Origin of the sequence: Reyranella sp. (genome assembly GCF_017305915.1) — a bacterium.
In the GTDB taxonomy this organism is placed as follows: domain Bacteria; phylum Pseudomonadota; class Alphaproteobacteria; order Reyranellales; family Reyranellaceae; genus Reyranella.
This window is the reverse complement of record NZ_JAFKJN010000033.1, coordinates 52275-74581: the sequence shown is the minus strand read 5'-3', so window position 1 is coordinate 74581 and position 22307 is coordinate 52275. Positions and strand designations below refer to the sequence as shown.

The 22307-nt window shown below is 67.1% G+C and carries 22 protein-coding genes; 14 read left to right on the top strand and 8 right to left on the bottom strand.

From position 1 onward, the window contains the following. Positions 1–277: 277 nt before the first annotated feature. Both J0J01_RS27935 and J0J01_RS27930 read left to right on the top strand, forming a co-directional pair. Positions 278–1453, top strand: coding sequence for an MFS transporter (locus J0J01_RS27935; RefSeq protein WP_296386835.1), 1176 nt, complete (start codon positions 278–280; stop codon positions 1451–1453). After that, positions 1450–3270, top strand: a complete 1821-nt coding sequence (locus J0J01_RS27930) for an NAD(P)/FAD-dependent oxidoreductase (RefSeq protein WP_296386833.1) — start codon at positions 1450–1452, stop codon at positions 3268–3270. Before J0J01_RS27935 ends, J0J01_RS27930 begins: the two co-directional genes overlap by 4 nt. Here the strand turns inward: J0J01_RS27930 and J0J01_RS27925 are convergent. Together J0J01_RS27925 and J0J01_RS27920 are read right to left on the bottom strand one after the other, a co-directional pair. Beyond that, on the bottom strand, positions 3189–3647 hold the full coding sequence (locus tag J0J01_RS27925; protein ID WP_296386832.1) for a hypothetical protein: 459 nt from the start codon (positions 3645–3647) through the stop codon (positions 3189–3191). The genes J0J01_RS27930 and J0J01_RS27925 overlap by 82 nt on opposite strands. A gap of 8 nt (positions 3648–3655) precedes the next feature. Further along, positions 3656–4165, bottom strand: coding sequence for a hypothetical protein (locus tag J0J01_RS27920; protein ID WP_296386830.1), 510 nt, complete (start codon positions 4163–4165; stop codon positions 3656–3658). 120 nt (positions 4166–4285) lie between these two features. On the opposite strand from J0J01_RS27920, the gene J0J01_RS27915 reads away from it, so the two are divergent. Next, positions 4286–4792, top strand: a complete 507-nt coding sequence (locus J0J01_RS27915) for a hypothetical protein (protein ID WP_296386829.1) — start codon at positions 4286–4288, stop codon at positions 4790–4792. Between the two features lie 109 nt (positions 4793–4901). On the opposite strand, the gene J0J01_RS27910 is transcribed toward J0J01_RS27915, so the two are convergent. Further along, positions 4902–6050, bottom strand: coding sequence for a DSD1 family PLP-dependent enzyme (locus J0J01_RS27910; protein WP_296386827.1), 1149 nt, complete (start codon positions 6048–6050; stop codon positions 4902–4904). Between the two features lie 5 nt (positions 6051–6055). Then, positions 6056–6937 carry a glucose 1-dehydrogenase gene (locus J0J01_RS27905; protein WP_296386825.1) on the bottom strand — a complete coding sequence of 294 codons (882 nt, stop codon included), beginning with the start codon at positions 6935–6937 and terminating at the stop codon, positions 6056–6058. Between the two features lie 225 nt (positions 6938–7162). Between J0J01_RS27905 and J0J01_RS27900 the strand changes: the two genes are divergently transcribed. The 5 genes from J0J01_RS27900 to J0J01_RS27880 all read left to right on the top strand — a co-directional run bounded on the left by J0J01_RS27900 (position 7163) and on the right by J0J01_RS27880 (position 12471). Next, complete coding sequence (locus tag J0J01_RS27900; RefSeq protein ID WP_296386823.1) at positions 7163–8266, top strand: LLM class flavin-dependent oxidoreductase; 1104 nt, start codon at positions 7163–7165, stop codon at positions 8264–8266. A 3-nt stretch (positions 8267–8269) separates the two neighbouring features. Continuing rightward, positions 8270–9040, top strand: coding sequence for an acetoacetate decarboxylase family protein (locus J0J01_RS27895; RefSeq protein ID WP_296386821.1), 771 nt, complete (start codon positions 8270–8272; stop codon positions 9038–9040). Beyond that, complete coding sequence (locus J0J01_RS27890; RefSeq protein WP_296386818.1) at positions 9037–9906, top strand: LLM class F420-dependent oxidoreductase; 870 nt, start codon at positions 9037–9039, stop codon at positions 9904–9906. The genes J0J01_RS27895 and J0J01_RS27890 overlap by 4 nt, the downstream gene beginning before the upstream one ends. Positions 9907–10082: 176 nt before the next feature. Then, the gene (locus J0J01_RS27885; protein WP_296386815.1) at positions 10083–11141 is read left to right on the top strand and encodes a TIGR03617 family F420-dependent LLM class oxidoreductase; all 1059 of its coding nucleotides are present in this window, start codon (positions 10083–10085) and stop codon (positions 11139–11141) included. Between the two features lies 1 nt (position 11142). Continuing rightward, a complete protein-coding gene (locus J0J01_RS27880; RefSeq protein ID WP_296386814.1) occupies positions 11143–12471 on the top strand; it encodes an FAD-binding oxidoreductase in 1329 nt (442 codons plus the stop codon). A gap of 23 nt (positions 12472–12494) precedes the next feature. Here the strand turns inward: J0J01_RS27880 and J0J01_RS27875 are convergent, their stop codons facing one another. From J0J01_RS27875 to J0J01_RS27865, 3 genes are all read right to left on the bottom strand, one after another. Further along, positions 12495–13652 (bottom strand): serine hydrolase, encoded by a 1158-nt coding sequence (locus tag J0J01_RS27875; protein ID WP_296386812.1) that lies wholly within the window; start codon positions 13650–13652, stop codon positions 12495–12497. A gap of 130 nt (positions 13653–13782) precedes the next feature. Continuing rightward, the gene (locus J0J01_RS27870) at positions 13783–14025 is read right to left on the bottom strand and encodes a hypothetical protein (protein WP_296386810.1); all 243 of its coding nucleotides are present in this window, start codon (positions 14023–14025) and stop codon (positions 13783–13785) included. Between the two features lie 97 nt (positions 14026–14122). Continuing rightward, positions 14123–15211 (bottom strand): LLM class flavin-dependent oxidoreductase, encoded by a 1089-nt coding sequence (locus J0J01_RS27865; RefSeq protein WP_296386808.1) that lies wholly within the window; start codon positions 15209–15211, stop codon positions 14123–14125. Between the two features lie 201 nt (positions 15212–15412). Here J0J01_RS27865 and J0J01_RS27860 point away from each other — a divergent pair, with 201 nt between their 5' ends. Further along, positions 15413–15727 carry a co-chaperone GroES gene (locus tag J0J01_RS27860; RefSeq protein WP_296386806.1) on the top strand — a complete coding sequence of 105 codons (315 nt, stop codon included), beginning with the start codon at positions 15413–15415 and terminating at the stop codon, positions 15725–15727. Between the two features lie 38 nt (positions 15728–15765). Continuing rightward, the gene (gene groL, locus J0J01_RS27855; protein ID WP_296386804.1) at positions 15766–17367 is read left to right on the top strand and encodes a chaperonin GroEL; all 1602 of its coding nucleotides are present in this window, start codon (positions 15766–15768) and stop codon (positions 17365–17367) included. Between the two features lie 158 nt (positions 17368–17525). Here the strand turns inward: groL and J0J01_RS27850 are convergent, their stop codons facing one another. Then, positions 17526–18464 carry a hypothetical protein gene (locus J0J01_RS27850; protein WP_296386802.1) on the bottom strand — a complete coding sequence of 313 codons (939 nt, stop codon included), beginning with the start codon at positions 18462–18464 and terminating at the stop codon, positions 17526–17528. Positions 18465–18532: 68 nt separating this feature from the next. On the opposite strand from J0J01_RS27850, the gene J0J01_RS27845 reads away from it, so the two are divergent. The 4 genes from J0J01_RS27845 to J0J01_RS27830 all read left to right on the top strand — a co-directional run bounded on the left by J0J01_RS27845 (position 18533) and on the right by J0J01_RS27830 (position 22276). Further along, entirely contained in the window at positions 18533–19711 is a 1179-nt protein-coding gene (locus J0J01_RS27845) for an LLM class flavin-dependent oxidoreductase (RefSeq protein WP_296386800.1), read from the top strand. A gap of 95 nt (positions 19712–19806) precedes the next feature. Further along, the gene (locus J0J01_RS27840) at positions 19807–20427 is read left to right on the top strand and encodes an NIPSNAP family protein (RefSeq protein WP_296386798.1); all 621 of its coding nucleotides are present in this window, start codon (positions 19807–19809) and stop codon (positions 20425–20427) included. 11 nt (positions 20428–20438) lie between these two features. Next, positions 20439–21326 carry a TauD/TfdA family dioxygenase gene (locus J0J01_RS27835; protein WP_296386797.1) on the top strand — a complete coding sequence of 296 codons (888 nt, stop codon included), beginning with the start codon at positions 20439–20441 and terminating at the stop codon, positions 21324–21326. After that, positions 21326–22276 (top strand): TIGR03619 family F420-dependent LLM class oxidoreductase, encoded by a 951-nt coding sequence (locus J0J01_RS27830; RefSeq protein ID WP_296386795.1) that lies wholly within the window; start codon positions 21326–21328, stop codon positions 22274–22276. The genes J0J01_RS27835 and J0J01_RS27830 overlap by 1 nt, the downstream gene beginning before the upstream one ends. The last annotated feature ends 31 nt before the right edge of the window (positions 22277–22307 follow it).

The window sequence follows — 22307 nt, the reverse complement described above, 5'->3', positions numbered from 1 at the left end:
GCGAAGACAACGGCCGGGGCCCAAGCTCCCCAACGACGTGCAGTCTTGGTGCCAGACGGGCTCTCCTGCCGCGCCAGAGGATCGGGTGCGAGCCGATCCTCTGGCGACCGCAGTCTGCACCCATTCCAAGACACAAGGTGTCAGCGTCTCACGCTGACGGAGGGGTCATGAGCCGCAGTCGTGTTGTCGCTCATGACCCCTCCGTCGCGGATAGGGCACTTTCGCACGAAGCGCGAAAGTGCCGACGCGCCACCTCCCCATATGAATGGGGAGGAACGTGAGCCGCCTGCTCGAGGGCGGCCGGCTTGCTGCCTATGGCGGCGCCTACTTCTTCGCCTCGGGCGCCTTCATGAGCTACTGGCCGGTGTGGCTGCGCGACCGCGGCATCAGCGATCCCCAGATCGGCACGCTGTTCATGACCCGCCAGCTCGTCAGCGTGGTCTCGGTGCTCGGCATGGGCCTGCTGGCGCATCGCATCGGGGGCTTGCGCGGCCTCCTGCTGGCGCTCGCCGGCGCCGCCATCGTCATGATGGGCGCCTACCAGCTCTCCTACACCTTCCTGGCGCTGATTCTCGTCGGCGTGGTGTGGGGCTGCGTCTGGTCGCCGACCATGGCGCTCTATGACGGCGTGCTGGTGAACGAGGCCAAGGCGCGCGGCTTCGTCTACGGCAACCTGCGCGTCCTGGGCTCGATCGCCTTCATCGCCGGCACCCTGATCTGCGGCATCGCGGTCGACCGCTTCGGCCCGCCCTCGGTGCTCTTCGTCGGCTGGGCGGGCATCGTCTGCCTGCTGCCCTTCGCCCTGCTGCTGCCGCGCGGCGAGGCGCATCTGCGCAACCGCGGCCACGCGCCGTTCGGCTTCCGCGAGCTGTTCCGCTCCAGGCCCTTCCTGCTGTTCATGATCGGCGCGGGCTTCTGCCAGTCGAGCCACGCCGTGCTCTACAGCTTCGGCACCCTGACCTGGCGCAGCGCCGGCCTCGACGACGTGACGATCAGCCTGCTGTGGGGCTTGAGCGTCGCGGTCGAGATCCTGCTGATGATGGCCAGCGGCTGGCTGATGAAGCGCATCGGCGTCACCGGGCTGATCGGCCTGGGGCTGGTCTGCGGCCTGATCCGCTGGACCGGCATGGCCTTCACCACCGCCCTGCCGGCGCTGATCGTCCTGCAGACGCTGCATGCCGGCACCTTCGCCGCCTGCCATCTCGGCGCCATGGCCTTCATCCAGCGGGCGCTGCCGAGCAGCGGCACGGCGCTCGGCCAGAGCATCTACTACGCGCTGGGCACCGGCGCGACGCAGGCCGTGATCTACCAGTTCGCCGGCCTGCTCTACGACCGCTACGGCCAGCACGCCTTCCTCGGCATGACGGCGATCAGCGCGATCGGCCTGGCCGCCATCCTCTGGCTCGCACGCCTCTGGAAAGGCGAATTGCTGGTAGGCAATGTAGGACGATGACCCGACAGGATCCCGAGACCGACGCCACGCGCTGGCTTTCGCAGTTCGAGACGGCGCTGTCCGCCAGGGACGCCGCTTCGCTGCGGGCGCTGTTCCACACCGACAGCCATTGGCGCGACGTGCTGGCGCTCACCTGGCGCATCGGCACCGTCAGCGGCGGCGATGCCATCGTGCCGGCGCTGCTGGCCGGCGGCCGGCTGTCCCGCGCCGAGATCGATGCCGAGCGCACGCCGCCTCGCCCCGTCATGCGGGCCGGCGAGGACGCGATCGAGGCGTTCTTCCGGTTCGAGACCGCGAGCGGGCGCGGCGACGGCATCGTGCGGCTCACGTCCGACACGGACGGCACGCTCAGGGCCTGGACCCTGCTTACCGCGCTCGAAGCGCTGAAGGGTCACGAGGAACAGGTCGGCCGCGCGCGGCCGCACGGCGAGTCCTACTCGCGCGACTTCCGCGGGCCCAACTGGCTCGACCTGCGCCGGCAGGCCGCCGCCTACGAGGATCGCGATCCGGCGGTGCTGGTGGTCGGCGGCGGACAGGCCGGGCTGTCGATCGCCGCGCGCCTCTCCCAGCTCGGCGTCGACACGCTGATCATCGATCGATACCCGCGCATCGGCGACAACTGGCGCACGCGCTACCACGCGCTGACGCTGCACAACCAGGTGCAGGTCAACCACCTGCCCTACATGCCGTTCCCGCCGAGCTGGCCGACCTATATCCCGAAGGACAAGCTCGCCGGCTGGTTCGAGGCGTATGTCGAGAGCCTGGAGCTGAACTACTGGACGAGCACCGAGCTCGAAGGCGGCCGCTACGACGAGCGCGAAGGCTGCTGGACCGTCACCCTGCGCCGTGCCGACGGCACTGCGCGCCCGATGAAGCCGCGCCACATCGTGATGGCGACCGGCGTCAGCGGCATCCCCAACATCCCCGACATCCCTTCATTGAAGGACTTCGGCGGCAAGGTGCTGCATTCCAGCCGCTACACCGACGGCGACGACTGGACCGGCAAGCGCGCGACAGTGATCGGCACCGGCAACAGCGGCCACGACATCGCCCAGGACCTGCAGTCGAGCGGCGCCGAGGTCACGCTGGTGCAGCGCAGCCCGACCCTGATCGTCAACATCGAGCCCAGCGCGCAGCTTCCGTACGCGCTCTACGACGAGGGCCCGTCGCTGGAGGATTGCGACCTGATCACCGTCGCCACGCCGCTGGCGCTCGGCAAGCAGACGCACCGGATCCTGACCGAGCGGGCGCGCCAGATCGACAAGAAGCTGCTCGACGGGCTGGAACGCATCGGCTTCCGCCTCGATTTCGGCGAGGACGGCACCGGCTGGCAGTTCAAGTACCTGACGCGCGGCGGCGGCTACTACTTCAACGTCGGCTGCTCGGACCTGCTGGTCGAAGGCAAGATCGGCCTGCGGCAGTTCGCCGACATCGACCGCTTCGTGGCCGACGGCGCGCGGCTCAGATCGGGCGAGGTGCTGCCGGCCGACCTGATCGTGCTCGCGACCGGCTACAAGGGCCAGGAGGCGCTGGTCGCCAAGCTGTTCGGCGACGAGACCGCCCGACGCGTCGGCCCGATCTGGGGCTTCGGCCCCGAGCAGGAGCTGCGCAACATGTTCATGCGCACGCCGCAGCCCGGCCTGTGGTTCATCGCCGGCAGCCTGGCGCAGTGCCGCATCTACTCCAAGTACATGGCGCTGCAGATCAAGGCGCTGGAGGCCGGCGTGCAGGCGGACTACTCGCAGGAAGCGTCCGGATTGGCTTCGGCGAAGCCACCGAGCGGGTTGGGCTTCCAGGCCCAGACGACCAGCCGATAGCGGTCCGGCGCGAGGAGGAGCTTGAACGGCTGGCCTCCCAGCGACACCGGCCCCGCCATCGTGACGTACTCCACCGCCACCAGGGTCAACCGGCCGTCGCCGTTATTCTCGTACAACAGCCCCTGCGGACGTCCGATGTCCGGCACCGCGTCCTGGAGGTACTTAGAGTTCACGTAATGCACCGCCGTCGCGCCGTCGAACCCGTCGGCGCAGGGGATCGCGGTGTAGCCTTCGGCAAGCGCGGCGGTGACGTCCTCGAGACGTTCGTTGGCCGACCTGACGTGCGCGGCCATCGGCGTTCCGGCATCTGCGATGACACCGCCCGCAGCGCCGAGCGAAAGGATGACGAGAGCGCTCGCCCGCCCAAGGACACGCATGCTCGTCCTCACTTCCCGTGCGCGTGCTCGCACGAGACGTTGGGATTCATGTCGGCGAAGGCGCCGCGCGGGTTGGGCTTCCACGCCCAGACATGCAGCTCGTAGAACGGGTCGAGGCCGTAGCGGTTGGGCGCGCCGTTGAAATTGAAGAGCTGGCCGTCGAGCGAGGCCGGGCCCTTGAAGGTGATGTACTCGACCGCGACCAACGCCATCTTGCCGTCGGCGCCGGGCTCGTACATCACCGCCTGCGGACGGCGGATGTCGGGGACCTCTTCCTTGAGGTACTTGGCGTTGACGTAGTGCACGCCCATCGCGCCGCCATCGACGCCGCTGGCGCAGGGGATCGGCGTGTAGCCCTCGGCGACCGCGACCGAGACGTCCTTGAAGCGCTCGTTGGCGGTGCGCACCTTGTCGGTGAGAGGATTGCGGCCGTTGTCGGCGGTGGCATTGCCGAAAGCGGCGCCCAGCGCGATCACGGATACCGCGGCGAGGGCGGTCGCGGTCGAAACGAACTTCATTCTGCCTCCTGAGGCGGCCGATGCCGCTCTGTTGCGCCAACACCGTACGCAGCAGCGCGGTGGCGCGCCTCGGGAGGCGTTCCCTATCTTTCGACTGGTTGATCCCCATTTTGCGCCGCTATGGTCGCGGGCGCGAAAGCGACTTTCCTCGCGCCTGCCGCCGTCATCGCCGCTCTCACCCTGGCGGCGTGCGCGCCGCCCGTCCTGACTGACGATCAAAAGCAGCCCGACGCCGTGCGGATTGGCATGTCGAGCCGGCAGGTCGAAAGCCTGATGGGGACGTCGCGCCGAACGTGCTGGATCTACGAGCGCGGCGAGGGCGTAGAGGAAGGCGTCTGCTTCGAGGACGGGATGGTCCACACCATTGGCAGGAGGACACAGAAGCCTGGGACGAATGACGTCTCCATAGACGCCGAGTTCTCCGACGCCTGGCCGCCCAAGCGGCGGCCCTCGCCCACCGCGACCGAGGTGGCCCTCGGGATGGCCCCGGCCGATGTCGCGCGGCTCAAGGGCAAGCCCTCCGCCCTCGTGGAATACTTCAGCTGGCGCGGAGGCGAATACAAGGCGACGTTCAGGAACGGCGCCCTGACGAAGTTCGACGACGTCCCGATGCCGCCGATTCCTTAGAGCACATTCCGTTCGGAATGTGCCCGGTGAGACCAGCATAACCCGCGCGCGCATTTCCGAGCAGATGGAACCGCTCGCGGTTCCATCTGCTCGGAAATCGCTCTAGCCCTCAGCGGCTGCGGCCGCGCGCGGTGACCGGCCAGATGTCGACCAGCGTGTCGCCCTTCACGACGTGATAGCTCTCGTAGAGGTTGACCGTCGGGTCGCAGTGCGGCGGCGTCAGGATCACCTGCTCGGCCAATGCCGGCGCGGCCTTGCCCTCGGGCGCGATCACCGCGAGGTGCTCGTCGCCCATGAAGCGCGTGGTCGAGCCTTCGACGGCGCCCTTCAGGATCATCGGCGGGCCCTTCTCGGTCGCCATCGCCTTGAGGCCGGCATCGACCGTGACCATGCCCGCGGTGTTGGCGCTGACCACGCGGGCGTCGATCTGCAGCGCCTGCTCGAAGGTCGGCTTGTCGGCGCCGCGCAGGTCGCAGACGTTGTAGTCGTGGTCCATGAACACGTAGGAGCCGACCTGCAGCTCGGTGAACACGCCGAGCTTGGCGTCGATATAGTGCGTGCCGGTGCCCGAGCCGGTGATGATGCCGGGCTTCAGCCCTGCCGCGTCGAGCTTGGCGAGGATCCCCTTCAGGTACTCGGTACGCTCCTCGATCTTCGACTGGCGCTCCTGGAAGGAGAGGATGTGCTGGTGGCTGCCGCAATAGAACTGCACGCCGGCATATTTCAGCGACTTCAGGCTCGTCACCGTCTTCACCAGCTCGACCACGCCGTCGGGCGTCGCCACGCCGGTGCGATGGATGCCGGGATCGATGTCGACGACCACCGTCAGCGGCTTGTTGCCCTTTGCGGCGGCCGCGGCCAGCGCATCGACGTTGTCCGGATGGTCGACCACGACCATCACGTCCCTCGCCTTGTCGTTCAGCGCGATCAGGCGCGCGATCGCCTGCGGCGTCACCACCGGCGAGGTGATGTGCAGGCTCTCGACGCCGCCCTCGGCCAGCGCCTCGGCCTCGCCGAGCTTGGCGCAGCACACGCCGAGCGCGCCGGCGGCGATCTGGCGCTTGGCGATGTCGGCCGACTTGTGGGTCTTGGAATGCGGCCGCAGGTTCACCTTGTGCGCCTTCGCGAAGGCCGCCATCTCGGCGATGTTGCGGTCGAGCATCTCGAGATCGAGCACCAGCGCGGGCGTGTTCAGCGACCGCCGCGAGCCCTGCTGGCCGACAAGATGCCCGTGAAGACGCTGAGCTTCGGAAGTCATTGACGTCAGTCCTTTTTGTCCGATTGGGGTTCGAGATGACGCACGACCATGGCCTCGCCGGTCGTGCCGCGATTGACGCCGGCGCTTTTCATGAAGGTCGAGTCCTTGCCGGTGCCGAACAGGGCGACGCCCTGGGCCAGCAGGCCGCCATCGACCTTCACCGTCTCGCCGGTGATGAAGCGCGCCTCGTCGGAGACCAGGAACGCCGCCACGTCGGCGATCACCTCCGGCTCGCCTCTATCGGGCCACGGCTGGCGCTTGAACTGCGCCTCGTAGCGCTCCGGCCGGCCGCGATGGAGCAGCGGGGTCGAGATCACGCCGGGCGCGATGCCGACCACGCGGATGCGATGCGGCCCGAGCTCGGCCGCCACGTTCTCGATCAGGCTGATCACCGCCGCCTTGGCCGCCGAGTAGGCGTGGCTGCCGCCGCCGCCGACCATGCCGGCGATCGAGGCGGTGACCAGGATCACGCCGCCGTCCCCCAGCTTCCGCATCGCCGACGAGGCGTGCTTCATGCCGAGGAACACTGAGCGCACCAGCACGTCGAAGGTATAGTCCCAGTCCTCGACACTGGTCTCGGCGATCGGCCCGAAGGCGCCGCCGACGCCGGCGTTGAGAAAGACGACGTCGAGCCGGCCGAAGCGCTTCACCGCCTCGGCGACGGTCGCCGCCACGTCGGCCTCGTTGGCGACGTCGCAGCGCATGAAGGTGACGTCATCGCCATGGCCCTGCGCCTTGGCGACCGACAGGGTCTCCTGGCCGTTGGCCTCGTTGAGATCGGCGACCATCACCTTGGCGCCGTCGGCCAGGAAGCGCATGACGGTCGCGCGGCCGAGGCCGCTCGCGCCGCCGGTCACGATGGCAACCTTTCCTGCCAATCTGCTCATGCTCGGCTCGTCATCCGTTTCGCCCTCCGAACGCATGGTGGAGTTGCGCGGTCCCAGCGGCAAGCCTAGCGTTTCGCAACAACAACTCCTCCCCATTCATATGGGGAGGTGGCGGCGTCTTACGCCGACGGAGGGGTCATGGGCCACGTGCTGCGGCCTCTGACCCCTCCGCCCCGCTATGAGCGGGGCACCTCCCCATATGAATGGGGAGGAACGGGAGCGCCCATGAAGTTCGGCCTGTTCTACGAGATCTCGGTGCCGCGTCCGTGGACGCCGGAAAAAGAGCGCACGGTATACGTTAACTGCCTCGAACAGGTGAAGCTCGCCGACGAATTGGGCTTCGAGCATGTCTGGGCAGTCGAGCACCATTTCCTCGAGGAATATTCCCACTGCTCGGCGCCCGAGCTGTTCCTCACCGCCTGCGCGATGGTGACCAAGACCATCCAGGTCGGCCACGGCATCGTGGTCTGCGTGCCGGAGTTCAACCATCCGATCAAGATTGCCGAGAAGACGGCGACCCTCGACATATTGTCGGGCGGCCGCCTGCATGTCGGCACCGGCCGCTCGGCGACCTGGACCGAGCTCGGCGGCTTCCGCGCCAATCCCGACATCACCAAGAAGAGCTGGGACGAGTTCGTGCGCTGCCTGCCGAAGATGTGGATGCAGGAGACCTTCGCCTATCAGGGCGAGTTCTGGTCGATGCCCGAGCGCACCATCCTGCCCAAGCCCTACCAGAAGCCGCATCCGCCGATGTGGGTCGCGGTGACCAGCCCCGGCACCGAGATCGACGCGGCCGACCGCGGGCTGGGCAGCCTCGGCCTCTCCTTCGCAGGCTTCGAGGAGCAGGAGAAGAAGATCAAGGAGTACCGCCGCCGCATCCGGTCGTGCGAGCCGGTCGGCGCCTTCGTGAACGAGCAGGTCGCCACGACCAACTTCCTGTTCTGCCACGAGGACAACGACAAGGGCGTCGAGATGGGCAAGCGTCTCGGCAACACCTTCAACTATCTGGCGACGCAGCTCATCTCGACCCGCGAGGTCTATTCCTCGCCGTCCTACCAGTCGCTCGGCCTCCTGCCGGCGCTGCGCCGCGCCGCCACCGGTCCCGAGGCCAACGAGCAGCAGACCGAGGGCATGGCCTACGGCGATCCCGCCCGCATCATCAAGGCGATCAAGAGGTGGGAGTCGCTGGGCGTCGACTGCATCAACTTCATCCTCAACGCCAACGAGGTGGTGCCGCAGGACCAGGTGATGGCGAGCCTGCGCCTGTTCGCCAAGGAAGTGATGCCGCACTTCGCCAAGAAACCCGCAAACGCCGCGGCCGCGGAGTAACCGATGCCTCTCTACGGAACGCTCGACATCACCCGCGACAGTAAGCACCTGCCGACGCTGGCCAATCTCGACACCGAGGCCTGGACGCTGCCCAAGGCCGAGACGATGCAGCTGCTGGTCGAGGTGCCGCGCAGCTCGACCGACGGGCTGCTGCCCAAGGCGATGCACCCGGCCCTGCCCTCGTATGTGATCCTGGCGGTCACGCGCTACCCCGAGAGCCCGGTCGGGCCGTTCAACCTCGCGCAGCTGCGGCTCGGCAGCCGGGCCGGCGCGCATCCCCGCGGCTTCCTGCTGGGGGCTGTGGCCAGCACCGATGCCGCCGCGATGGAGCTGCGCGCGCGCTGGGGCCTTCCGGTCGAGCAGGGCGAGGTGAAGTTCCTGCGCCGTCACGACCGGGTGATGGGCACGGTGAAGAAGGACGGCAAGACCATCCTGGACTGCGCGCTGATCAACCCGCAGCCGGTCGCCGGCACCGACGTGCAATACATCAACTGGGTGACGGCGGCGAACGCGCCACTCGACGACACGATGCAGCCGATGCTGATCCAGGTCGATCCGAAATACACCTTCTACAAGGCCGAGCGCGGTACGCCGCAGGTCTCGGCCTTCGACGGCAAGGCGTGGAACGCAAGCGCGATCGCGCTCGCCGATCCGATCGTCGCCACCTGCTGCACGGTCGACACCGACCTGCCGCGCATCCGCTTCGTGATGGATCCGCTCAAGCCCGTGTTCCAGGGCACCCGCCGAATCCGTGAATCGAGGGCCGACGAATGAAAATCGGAGTTTTCGCCACCTTCATGTCGCCCAACGCGACGCCCACCATGATCAGGGACTTCGGCAAGCGCGCCGAAGGCATGGGGCTCGACTCGATCTGGATGGGCGAGCATGTCGCCCTGTTCGAGAAGAACACCTTCGGTTATCCGGGCTCCAAGGACGGCCGCATCCCCGTGCCGCCGGGCGGCGGCATGCTCGACGTCACCGCGACCTTCGGCTTCCTCGCCGCGGCGACGACCAAGCTGCGCTTCGGCACCGGCGTGGCGCTCGTGCCGCAGCGCAATCCGATCTACACCGCCAAGGAAGTCTGCACGCTCGACTGGCTGAGCGACGGCCGCTTCGACTTCGGCATCGGCGTCGGCTGGAACAAGGAAGAGGTCGAGGGCTGCGGCTACACGTGGGAGGATCGCGGCGCGCGCTGCGACGAGTTCCTCGAGGTGATGCGGCGCCTCTGGACCGAGCCGGTGGTCGACTTCAAGGGCAAGTGGATCCAGTTCGAGACCATGAAGATGGATCCCAAGCCGATCCAGAAGCCGCATGTGCCGATCATCGTCGGCGGCTATGCCGACGCCGCCTTCCGACGGGCGGTGCAATTCGGCGCCGGCTGGTACGGCTTCAACCTCGATCCCGAGCGCACCAAGGGCATGCTGGCCAAGCTGGACGCAGCCTTCGCCAAGGCCGGCAAGAAGCGCGGGCCGGACTACCAGATCATCATCACGCCGCCGATGTCGATGAAGATGGACGCGATGCAGGAGTACGCCGCGCTGGGCGTGCACCGGCTGGTCGTCAATCTCGGCGGCCAGAAGCCCGAGCAGGTCGACAAGCGCCTCCCCGAGATCGGCGCGCTGGTGAAGCAGGCGGCTTGATATAGTCCACCTCCCCTTGGCGGAGTCCGCCAAGGGGAGGTGCCCGCGTAATCGCGGGCGGAGGGGTCATGAGCAACGAGACTGTGGCTCATGACCCCTCCGTCGCCGTATGACGGCGACACCTCCCCTTCGCGGGTTCCGCGAAGGGGAGGAAAAGCTTCGGAGACTTTGCCGCGATGCTTCTCGAAACCCTTCTCCCTCTCGGCAAGGTCGATCCCGGCCTGCGTGCGCCCGAGGTGCCGCTCGACCTTGCCACCATCGGCCGCGATGCGCGGCTGCTGGAGGAGATCGGCTACGAAGGTCTGGTGGTCGAGGAGACCAAGGACGATCCCTACGTCCTGATGGCTCTGGCGGCGCAGGCGACCGAGCGGCTGAAGATCGGCACCTCGGTCGCGATGGCCTTCCCGCGCAGCCCGACCGTGACGGCGATGAGCGCCTGGACGCTCGCCAAGCTCAGCAGGGGCCGCTTCACCCTGGGACTCGGTAGCCAGGTGAAGGCGCATATCGAGCGCCGCTACGGGCTTGCGTGGTCGCCGCCGGGACCGTGGATGCGCGAGTACGTCCAGGCCGTGCGCGCGGTGTGGAACCATTGGCAGACCGGCGCGCCGCTCGAGGTGCAGGGCCCGCATTACAACATCAATCTCATGGTGCCGTTGTTCAATCCGGGGCCGATCGAGCATCCCGACATCCCGGTCCATGTCGCGGCGGTGAACTCGGTGATGTGCCGCATCGCCGGCGAAGTGGCCGACGGCCTTCGCGTCCACCCGGTCTGCACGCCCTCCTACATCGAGGAGGTGATGCTGCCCGCGGTGCGCGCCGGCGCGGCCAAGGCCGGCCGCGCGATGAGCAAGTTCCAGGTCTGCATGAAGCCGCTGGTCGCCACGGCCGCGACCGAGGCCGAGCTGGTGCCCAAGGTGCGCGACGTGCGGGCGCGCATCTCCTTCTACGCCTCGACGCCGCAGTATCGTGCGGCCTTCACGCATCACGGGCTGGGCGACCTGGCCGACGAGCTGAAGCTGCTCTCACGCGCGCAGCGCTGGGAGGAGATGCCGCAGAAGATCAGCGACGAGGTGCTGCACACCTACGTGACGGTCGGCACCTACGACCAGATCGCCGAGAAGCTTACCCGGCGCTACGGCAAGGCGGTCACGCACTGCGAGTTCTCGATCCCGGTCAAGGACCAGGCCGACAAGGAACGGTTGCGCGCCCTCGCAAAGGCGATACAAGCAAACTAGCGTGTCCCCGCCCGTCCAACCCGTCGCCAGCGACGAGAAGCTTCCCAGGTCGGTCGACGTCGTGGTGATCGGCGCCGGCATCGCCGGCTGCACCGCCGCCTACGAACTGGCCAAGCGCGACTTCGCGGTCGCCCTGCTCGACAAGGGCCGGGTCGGCGGCGAGCAGACCAGCCGCAACTGGGGCTGGGTGCGCCAGCAGCATCGCGATCTGCGCGAGCTGCCGCTCAGCATGAAGAGCCTCGAGATCTGGGGCACCCTCAACCAGGAGATCGGCGCCGAGACCGGCTTCCGCCGCACCGGCCTGCTCTATGTGACGACGCGCCCGGCCGACTTCGCGCAATGGGAAGCCTGGACGCTCCGGGCGCGCGAGTACCAGATGCACAGCCGCGTGCTGACGCCCGCCGAGGCCAAGGAGATGACGCCCGGCAGCGTGCCGGACTGGATCGGCGGCGTGCATTCGCCGACCGACGGCCGCGCCGAGCCGTCGCTCGCCGGCCCGGCGATCGCCGAGGCGGCCCGCAAGCTCGGCGCCACGATCCATCAGGGCTGTGCCGCGCGCGGGCTGGAGACCGAGGCCGGCAAGGTGTCGGGCGTGATCACCGAGAAGGGCTCCATCCGCACGCAAGCGGTGCTGCTGGCCGGCGGCGCGTGGAGCGGGCTGTTCTGCCGACGCCATGGCCTCCGCCTGCCGCAGGCCGGCGTGAAGTCGACCTCGTTCTCGACCCAACCGGCGCCCGAGGTGGCGACGGGCGGGCTGTCGATGCCCGACGTCACCATCCGCCGCCGGCTCGACGGCGGCTACTCGGTGGGTTTGGGCGGCCGCGGCCTGGTAGAGTTGTCGCCGCAGGGCCTGATGTACGCCCGCGACTTCTGGCCGACCTTCAAGGCGCGGCGCTGGGGACTCACCTTCGGGATCGGCCGCTCGTTCTTCGATGGGCCCGAGATGCTGGCGCGCTGGTCGTTCGACAAGCCGACGCCGTTCGAGCGCCATCGCACGCTCGATCCCGGCGCCGATCCCAAGCTGGTGCAGCTCGGCCTGACGCGGCTCGCCGAGCACTATCCGGCGCTCAAGGGCCTCAAGGTCGCGCACGCCTGGGGCGGCTTCATCGATTCGACGCCCGACGGCATCCCGGTGATCTCCGCCGTCGACACCTTGCCCGGCCTCTATATCTCCGCCGGCTACAGCGGCCACGGCTTCGGCATCGGTCCGGGCGCAGGCCGACTGGCCGCCGACCTGGTCGCGGGCGATCCGCCGATCGTCGATCCGCATCCCTTCCGCTACAGCCGCATGATCGACGGCACCGACCTCGGCGCGCCAGGAATGATGTGACTCGGATGAGGTAGCCAGGCCATTCAGGCCGGGGGCAAAATCCCCCGCAAGACGTCCCTGAAAATGCCGGACTGCACTTGAAACGCTCGCGGGCTGTAGTCCTGGTAGTATCCCGCGGTCACCACCACAACGAGATCGAGCTCCGGGACGATGCGAATCGACTGCCCGCCTCGACCAAGCGCGCCAGCCCAGCGGACCTCGCGCCCATTGTGCAGGGAGCGGCCAAGCCACCAGAGATAGCCATAGAAATAGAGACCCGTGGCGTCGATCCGCGGTGTCATTGAGGCGTCGATCCATGCCTTCGAAACGACCTGACGGCCGTTCCAGCGACCGCCAGAAAGGACAAGCTGGCCGATCTTTGCCATGTCGCGCGGTCGCAGGCGCAACCCTCCACCGGCATCGGTATCACCCTTGACCCGAATCCACTCCGTGCCGGTGATGCCCATGGGCTCGAACAACGTCGCGCGCGCGAATTCGTCGAGGGGGCGTCCGGTGGCCTTGCGGATGATGGCCGACAGGAGCGTGAGCGCACCCGTATTGTAGAAAAACTCCTGTCCGGCTGGGGCCGTGACGCCAAGACCGAGGACGTAACGACACGGATCCGGCGCCCTGTGCATGCGCGCCTCGTCGTTGTTGTCGTCTCCAGTGTCCGCAGTCGCCTCCACCCACTTCAAACCCATCGACATGGTGAGCACATGCATCAGCCGGATGCGTTCCTTTTCCGGGGAACGCAGGTCGGACAATTCGGGGAAGAAGTTGAAGATCGGTTCGTCGATGCTGCCGATCAGCCCACGATCAATCGCGATCCCGAGCACGAGCGACGCGACGCTCTTCGAGACCGATTTCATGTCGTGCAACGTATCGGCGTCAAAAGTGACGTTTCTGACGCGGCGGCCCTGGATCTCGTCGGGACCGCCGAAGTACCGCTCGAACACCAGCTTGCCACCGCGTGCGACCAGGACAGCGTGCACGTTGGCACTCGACGCCACGAGTCGATCGGCCATCCTGCACAGTGCACCGCTATTGATCAGCTTACCGTCATTAATGGAGGCGACGGGCCAGCCGTCGTCTCGCGCGACCGGAACACCGCAGCCGCCGGGCGGCTCCGCGCACACCGGCAACGCGATGAGCGGCGCGAGCGCAGTTCCCCCGAGAACCGAAATGAGCTGGCGCCGTCTCATTTGATCCTCTCGTTCACACCTTTCGCGACCGCCCAAGACATATCAGAGGATCGCGGCGGACGTGCTTCAGCCTCCGAAATCGGAGCCTCGAACCAGGCGCTACGAATTCAGCGATTGTAACGGACGAGCCCTAGTTCGTCGCGTCCAGCGTATGGGCGCGCGCGACCCTGATGCTGCTGCGGCCCGGCGTGCGCGGCGGCGGCGCCTCCGGCCGAATCTCGGGCGAACGCTCCACCGTGTACTGAACCTGCGTCGCCGGTGGCGCCGACGCTACTCTGGGCGTCAGGACCAAGCCCTGGACCTGAATGCCTGCCAGCACGGTCAGGAACGCGATCAGGATCGCGCACAGAATGTCGGTCTTGCTGTTGAACAATTCCCACCCCCAAAGCTTGCGCCCGTCGCCGAGCCTGAATTGGGGGTCAGGGATGCGACGCCCGATTTCTATCGGGGCGCCGCAACGGCGTCAAACTTCAAGCAGCCCTGGCGCGGTCCAGCTCTGCGGCACCGGCACGCAGGCGCGGGATCAGCTCGCGGCCGAAATCGATCGTGTCCTCATACGGGTCGAAGCCGCGGATCAGGAACGAATGGACGCCGAGCTTGTAATACTCGAGCAACGCCCGCGCGACCTGCTCGGGCGTGCCGACCAGACAGGACGTGTTGCCCATCGCGCCGGTCGCCTCGGCGATCGGCATCCACAGCCGCTCGTCGTGCGTCTCGCCCTGGGCGGCGAAATCGAGCAGCCGGCGCGCCGACTGGTCGAGCGGCTTCTTGGCATTGCCGAAGCCGGTCGGGTCGCCGGGCTGCCGGATCGACTCGAGGATCTTGCGCGCGCGATCCCAGGCCTCGCCCTCGGTCTTCGCCAGGATCGGCCGGAACGACATGTTGTAGGTCGGCGTGCGGCCGTACGGGGCGGCACGCGCCTTGAACTCGGCCATGCGCTGCTGTGTGGCGGCCAGAGGCTCGCCGAACATCGCGAACACGTCGCAGTGCCTCGCGCCCATCGCCAGCGCGCCCTCCGACGAGCCGCCGAAGAAGATCAACGGATGGGGCTGCTGCAGCGGATGCACGTCCGACTTGGCGCCGCGTACCTTGTAGAACTCGCCCTCGAAGTCGAAGCGCTTGTGGTTCGACCAGGCGAGCTTCATCACCTCGATGTACTCGGCGGCGCGGCGGTAGCGCACGTCCTTGGGCGCGAAGTCGCCGTCGCCCTCCTGCTCGGCATCGCTGGCGCCGGAGATGATGTGCAGCGCGATGCGGCCCTCGGTCAGGTGATCGAAGGTCGCGATCTTGCGCGCGGTCAGGGTCGGCGCGACGAAGCCCGGCCGGTGCGCGATCAGGTAGCCCAGCCGCCTGGTGTGCTGCGCGGCGTACTGCGCCACCAGGAATCCCTCGGCCGACGAGGCGGTGTAGCCGACCAGCGCCAGGTCGAAGCCGGCATCGTCATGGGCCTGGGCGTACGACTTCAGGTAGGTCGGCGAGATGCCGCCCTTGATGATATGGACCGTGGCCCCGCTGGCGGGCGGGGTCACGCCGATCATGCCGATGACGCGTACGGGCATGCCATCCTCCGTTCGGCTCTATCGTTCCGACGCAAGCCTGGCGCCCAGTATACCCGGGCCCGCCGGCCCGATCCGTAATATATGCGTCCGGCGCGCTTGATCCGTCCCTGCGGATCACCATGTTCGAAGTGTGGCGGAGGCCGCGCGCATGCGCAGCCCGGTGACTCGCAGCCACCCTTATGACAATCCGAAGGGCTCGCCATGAAGTTCAGGCCATTGCACGACCGCGTCGTGATTCGACGCGTTGACGAGGCCGGAACGACCAAGGGCGGCATCATCATCCCCGATACCGCCAAGGAAAAGCCGATGGAGGGCGAGGTCGTCGCCGTCGGCCCCGGGGCGCGCGACGACAAGGGCGCGCTCGTGCCGCTCGGCATCAAGACGGGCGACCGCATCCTGTTCGGCAAGTGGTCCGGCACCGAGATCAAGCTCGACGGCCAGGACCTGCTGATCCTGACGGAGGGCGATGTCCTCGGCGTCATCGTGCCCACTGCCGCTGCCAAGAAGGCCGCCTAACCAGAAGCTCTCGATCATTCGAGCAAAGGAAGACCACCATGGCTGCAAAAGAAGTACGATTCGGCGGCGATGCCCGCACCCGCCTGATCCGCGGCGTCGATATCCTGGCTGACGCGGTCAGGGTGACGCTCGGTCCCAAGGGCCGCAACGTCGTGCTCGACAAGTCCTATGGCGCGCCGCGGATCACCAAGGACGGCGTGACGGTCGCCAAGGAAATCGAGCTTTCGGACAAGTTCGAGAACATGGGCGCCCAACTGCTGCGTGAAGCCGCGACACGGACCTCCGACGCCGCCGGCGATGGAACCACCACGGCGACCGTGCTCGCCCAGGCGATCGTCCGCGAAGGCGCCAAGTCGGTCGCGGCAGGCATGAACCCGATGGATCTCAAACGCGGCATCGACATCGCGGGCGACCTCGTGATGGAGGAGCTCAAGGTCCGCTCCAGGAAGGTCTCGACCAGCCAGGAGATCGCGCAGGTCGGCACGGTGTCGGCCAACGGCGACAAGGCGATCGGCGACATGCTGGCCAAGGCGATGGACAAGGTCGGCAAGGAAGGCGTCATCACGGTCGAGGAGGCCAAGAGCTTCGAGACCGAGCTCGAGGTGGTCGAAGGCATGCAATTCGACCGCGGCTACCTCTCGCCCTATTTCATCACCAACCCCGACAAGATGATCTGCGAGCTCGAGAATCCCTACATCCTGATCCATGAAAAGAAGCTTTCGGTCCTGCAGACGCTGCTGCCGCTGCTCGAGCTGGTCGCGCAATCGAACCGGCCGCTGCTCATCATCGCCGAAGAGATCGAAGGCGAGGCGCTGGCCACCCTGGTGGTCAACAAGCTGCGCGGCGGCCTGAAGGTCGCGGCCGTCAAGGCGCCGGGCTTCGGCGATCGCCGCAAGGCGATGCTCGAGGATATCGCGGTCCTGACCGCCGGCCAGGCGGTCAGCGAGGATCTCGGCATCAAGCTCGAGAACGTGACGCTGGACATGCTGGGCAATGCCAAGCGCGTGCGGATCGACAAGGAAAACACCACGATCATCGACGGCTCCGGCCAGAAGAAGGACATCCAGGCCCGGGTGGCGCAGCTCAAGGCGCAGATCGAGGAGACGACCTCGGACTATGACCGCGAGAAGGTGCAGGAGCGGCTCGCCAAGCTGGCCGGCGGCGTGGCGATCATCAAGGTCGGCGGCGCCACCGAGATCGAGGTCAAGGAGAAGAAGGACCGCGTCGAGGATGCCATGCACGCGACCCAGGCCGCCGTCGAGGAAGGCGTGGTGCCGGGCGGAGGTGCCGCCCTGCTCTATGCCACGCGCGTGCTCGAGGGAAAACGCGGGGCCAACCACGACCAGCAGGTCGGGATCGACATCGTGCGCCGCGCCCTGCAGTCGCCGGCCAGACAGATCGCCGAGAATGCCGGCTTCGACGGCGCGGTCGTCGCGGGCCGCATGCTCGAGCAGAAGGATCCGAATTTCGGCTTCAACGCCCAGAAGGCGGAATATGTCGACATGATCAAGGCCGGCATCATCGATCCGACCAAGGTCGTGCGCACCGCCCTGCAGGGCGCGGTGTCGATCGCCGGCCTGCTCATCACCACCGAGGCGATGGTGGGCGACGCGCCGGAGAAGCAGACCGAGGCCGCTTAGGCGGAAGCACTTTCCTTCCCATTCAAATGGGGAGGTGGCGCGGTAATCCGCGACGGAGGGGTCATGAGCAACACGACTGGTGCTCATGACCCCTCCGTCGGCGTATGACGCCGACACCTCCCCATATGAATGGGGAGGAAGGCCGACGCTGATGCTCGTCAGTCCGCGGCGAGCGCGCGGCCGGTGGCTTCCTGGTAGCGGGCCTCGCGCATGGCGCGGCGCGGGTCGCCCATGTCGGCGTCCTCCCATTCCGGCACCCAGCCGTCGCGGCCCTGCACGTAGTTGCGATTGGACTGGCGCGGATTGCGGTTGACCAGCGGCCGCGCATAGAGCGGATGGGTGATGCTGCGGATCTCGTGCTCGATCTCGAACAGCTTCTTGCCGTTCGCCGGATCGACGATGTCGTTGAAGCGGTACTGGTACTGGTTGCTCTCTTCGGTGAGGATCTTGCGCTCGACCAGCGCCGCGTGCGGCTTCGAGAAGTTGGCGACATAGACCTGGATGTGATGGCCGTCGTAGTCCGGCAGCTTCTTGTCGGTCTCGCGGAACACCAGCTCCTGGCCGTAGCCGACCGAGACGTGCGCGGCATGGTCCTTCACCGTGGCCATGGTGCCCATCAGCTTGCTGTAGAAGTCGGCGATGCCCTTGGCGGTCTTCTTCGGCACGTCGAACTCGACGTAAGGCATGCCCAGCACCATGCCGGCGAAGTTGTTCGACGGCTCGTAGACCACGAACTCGTTGCCCCACGGGCAGATCGCGGTGACGTGGTCCTTGTGTTCCTTGAAGGCGAACTCCGTGCCCTCGAGCGGTTTCTTCATGTTGGCCAGCCGCTTCAGCAGCAGCTCGCGATCGGGGATCACCAGCGCCGTGCGACCGCGCAGCCTCTGCGCCTTGCCGGTGGGCAGGTGGAACTGGCTGCGGCCGACGTTGATCCACATGTTGTCGACGCTGGTCATCAGGTAGGGATCGCGGGTCAGGCCGAGGCCGCTCACGTAGAACAGTGTCGCCAGCCCCTGGTCGGGGATCAGCAGGTTGACGTGCTCCAGACCCACGATATTGCCGAGGTCCTCCGCACTGCGGTCGTACTGCTTGGCCATCGCTTGCCTCCGTTCGGTCTGACGGACATTCTAGCGCGTTTCCCGCCGCCCGGTGGAGGGTTTGCGCCATGATCACGAAGTTCGACAGCTCCTATGTCGGCACCGTCGATATGGAGAATCTCGGCTATCTCGGGACGCCGATCAACGACCGCTGGTACTCCAACGACCAGCTCGCTGGTGCACTGCACAAGGCGGTCGCCTACGCCCAGAAGATGGACGGCCTAGGCTACGACACCTTCTGGATGGCGGAACATCATTTCCAGCCCGAAGGCACCGAGTGCATCCCCAATCTGCTGATGCTGGCGATGCACCTGGTCAACCAGACCAAGCATCTCAAGATCGGCTGCGGCTTCAACGTGGTGCCGATGTGGCATCCGCTCCGGCTCGCCGAGGACTATGCGGTTGCAGACATACTGAGCGGCGGCCGGGTCATCTTCGGCGTCGCGCGCGGCTATCACACCCGCGAGGTCGAGACCTTCGGCTCGCCGCTCACCGACCAGGAGGCCAACCGCGAGCTGTTCGAGGAAGGTGTCGACATCCTGTTCAAGGCCTTCAGCGAGGAACGCTTCAGCCACAAGGGCAAGTACTACACCTTGCCGCCCGAGGTGCCGTACCGCGGCTACACGCTGAAGGAGATCAGCCTGGTGCCACGGCCGCAGCGCCTGCCGGTCGAATGCTGGCAGCCGATCCAGTCGGGCTCGCCGCGCGCTTTCGACTTCATGGCCAAGCACGGAATCTGCGGCGTGATCGGCGGCGGCTCGGCCGAGGGCGGCGCCGTCGACCGCCACATGACCGGGTTCCGCGACGCCTACGCCCGCCGCGGCATCCAGCTCGAGCTGGGCGAGCGGCTGGCGCTCGGCTACCAGTTCCACATCGCCGAAAGCCGCGAGGCCGCGATGCGCGCCGCCGCGACGGCCTACGAAGAGAACATGAAGATGTTCGGCGAGTTGCGTCTCGTCCGCGCGATCACCGAGGAGCAGATCGCGGCGATGCGCAATCCGGCCTTGGTGCCCAACACCAAGCTGCCGCGCATCGAGGATGCGGTGAAGGCGGGCGGCTTCCTCGCCGGCACGCCGGCCGACATCATCGAGCAGCTCAAGGCGGTCGAGAAGCGCTACGCCGGCCTCGACCGCGTCATCTGCACCATGCCGCTCGGCACGCCGCTTTCCGTCACGCTGGAGCAGATCGAACGGTTCGCCAACGAAGTGATGCCCGCCTTCAAGCAGATGAAGGCGGCAGCCGATTGACCCGTTGTCATCCCGAGCGACGCGAGGGATCTAGAAGGCCATGAGCATAGATCCCTCGCTACGCTCGGGATGACACGGAACCAAGGGAGAAAACGATGATCTACGAAGTCCGCACCTACACCCTGAAGCCGGGCACCGTGCCGCAGGCCGAGCAGGCTTTCGCCGACAAAATCGCCGAGCGGGTCAAGTACTCGCCGCTGGCGGGCTTCTGGCGCAGCGAAGTGGGCACGCTGAACCAGATCATCCACATCTGGCCGTACAAGGATACCAACGAGCGCGCCAAGATCCGCGCCGAGGTCGTCGAGAAGAAAGTCTGGCCGCCGGCGATCGCCGACTTCGTGGTCAACATGGAGAGCAAGATCCTGCTCGGCGCACCGTTCTCGCCCAACTTCGCGCCGGGCGAGCATGGCGGTATCTACGAGTTCCGCACCTACACCTATGCCCCCAACATGGTTCCCAAAGTGATGGACGTCTGGTCCAAGCACATCAAGGCGCGCGTCGCCCTCTCGCCGCTGATCTTCGCGGGCTTCTCCGACATCGGCTCGCTCAACCAGTGGACCCATGTCTGGGCCTACAAGAACATGGGCGAGCGCGAGCGCATCCGCGGCGAGGCCGTCGCCAAGGGAATCTGGCCGCCGCCGCGCGACCCCAGCATCGTGATGCTGCGCCAGGAGACGACGCTCGCCATCCCAGCCAAGTTCTCTCCGCTCAAGTAAGGGAGGTCAGGATGGCGATCACGATCCGGCAGGTCGGTCCCTGCTTAGGGGGCGAGGTCGACGGCATCGACATGGCCAAGCCGATGACGGCTGAGGACGTGGCCGCCATCCACGCCGGCATGGACAAGTACGCCGTGCTGGTGTTCCGCAACCAGCAGCACATCAGCGACGCGCAGCAGCTCGCCTTCACCCAGAGCCTGGGCGACATCGAGCATGCGATCGGCACCAGCCTGCGTGCCGCCAACGAGACGCGCCTGCCGACGACCTTCGCCGACGTCTCCAACCTCGACAAGAACGACAAGCCTTATGCGCGGGAGGATCGGCGGCGGCTGTTCGCGATCGGCAACCGGCTGTGGCATTCCGACAGCTCGTTCAAGGTGACGCCGGCCAAGTACTCGCTGCTGCGCGCGGTCAGCATCCCGTCGAAGGGCGGCAACACGCAGTTCGCCGACATGCGCGCCGCCTACGACGCGCTCGACGACGAGACCAAGGCGGAAGTGCAGGACATGGTGTGCGAGCACAGCCAGATGTACTCGCGCCAGATCATCGGCTTCTACGACTTCACCGACGAGGAGCGCGAGCGCTTCAAGCCGGTGCGCCAGTGCATGGTGCGCACCCATCCGGTGACGGGGCGCAAGTCGCTCTATCTGTCGAGCCATGCCGGCGGCATCGTCGGCTGGCCGATGCCCGAGGCGCGCGGCTACTTGCGCGACCTGATCGAGCACGCCACCCAGCGCGAGTTCGTCTACACCCACAAGTGGCGGATCGGCGATCTGGTGATGTGGGACAACCGACAGACCATGCATCGCGCCCGCCCCTTCCCGGCGCACGAGCCGCGCGACATGCGACGCACGACCTTGGCCGGTGACGGCCCGACCGCCAAGCAGCTCGCCGCCTGATGCAGATCGGCTTCAATCTCCCGAACTCGGGGCCGCTCTCCAAAGTCGTCGACATGACCCGCCTCGCCGTCGAGGGCGAGGCGATGGGCTTCGACTACCTCACCGTCACCGACCATGTCGTGCTGCCCGACACCAAGGTGCCGGGCTACCCCTACTCGGAGGATGGCGCGTTCTACGAGGAGGCGCCGCTCGAACGCCACGAGCAGCTCATGGGCATGGCCTGGATCGCGGCCAAGACCTCGCGCATCCGTCTCGTCGCGGCCGTGCTGGTCGTGCCGCATCGGCCGGCGGTGCTGGCGGCCAAGATGCTGTCGACGCTCGACGTGCTGAGCGGCGGGCGGCTGGTGGTCGGCATCGGCGCGGGATGGCTCAAGACCGAGTTCGATGCGGTGGTCACCACGCCGTTCCCCGACCGCGGCAAGGTCACCGACGAATATATCGACGCCTTCCGCGTGCTGTGGACCGAGGCCCAACCGAAGTTCGCGGGCAAGTACGTGAAGTTCGACGGCATCGTGCTCGAGCCCAAGCCGGTGCAGCAGCCGGTGCCGATCTGGGTCGGCGGCGAGGGCCTGAATGCGATCCGCCGTGCCGCGCGCATTGCCGAGGCCTGGTATCCGATCGGCAGCAACAACCAGCACCTGCTCGACACCCTGCCGCGGCTCGAACAAGGCATCGCCCGCCTGCGCCAGGCGACGGCCGAGGCCGGCCGCGATCCCGGTTCGGTCGGCGTCAGCTTCCGGGTGAAGCGCTACGGCGCGGCGGTGCCGGCCAAGGCCAACGACGGCGAGCGGCGATTGTTCTCCGGCAGCGAAGCCGACCTGATCGCCGACTTCCGGGCGCTGGAGAAGATGGGCGTCGGCGCGATCGACATCGACTTCGGCCGGCCGACCGCCGACGCGGTGCTGGCCGAGATGAAACGCTTCCGCTCAGCCGTGATCGAGAAGATCTGATCCCCCTCCCAACCCTCCCCCTGCAGGGGAG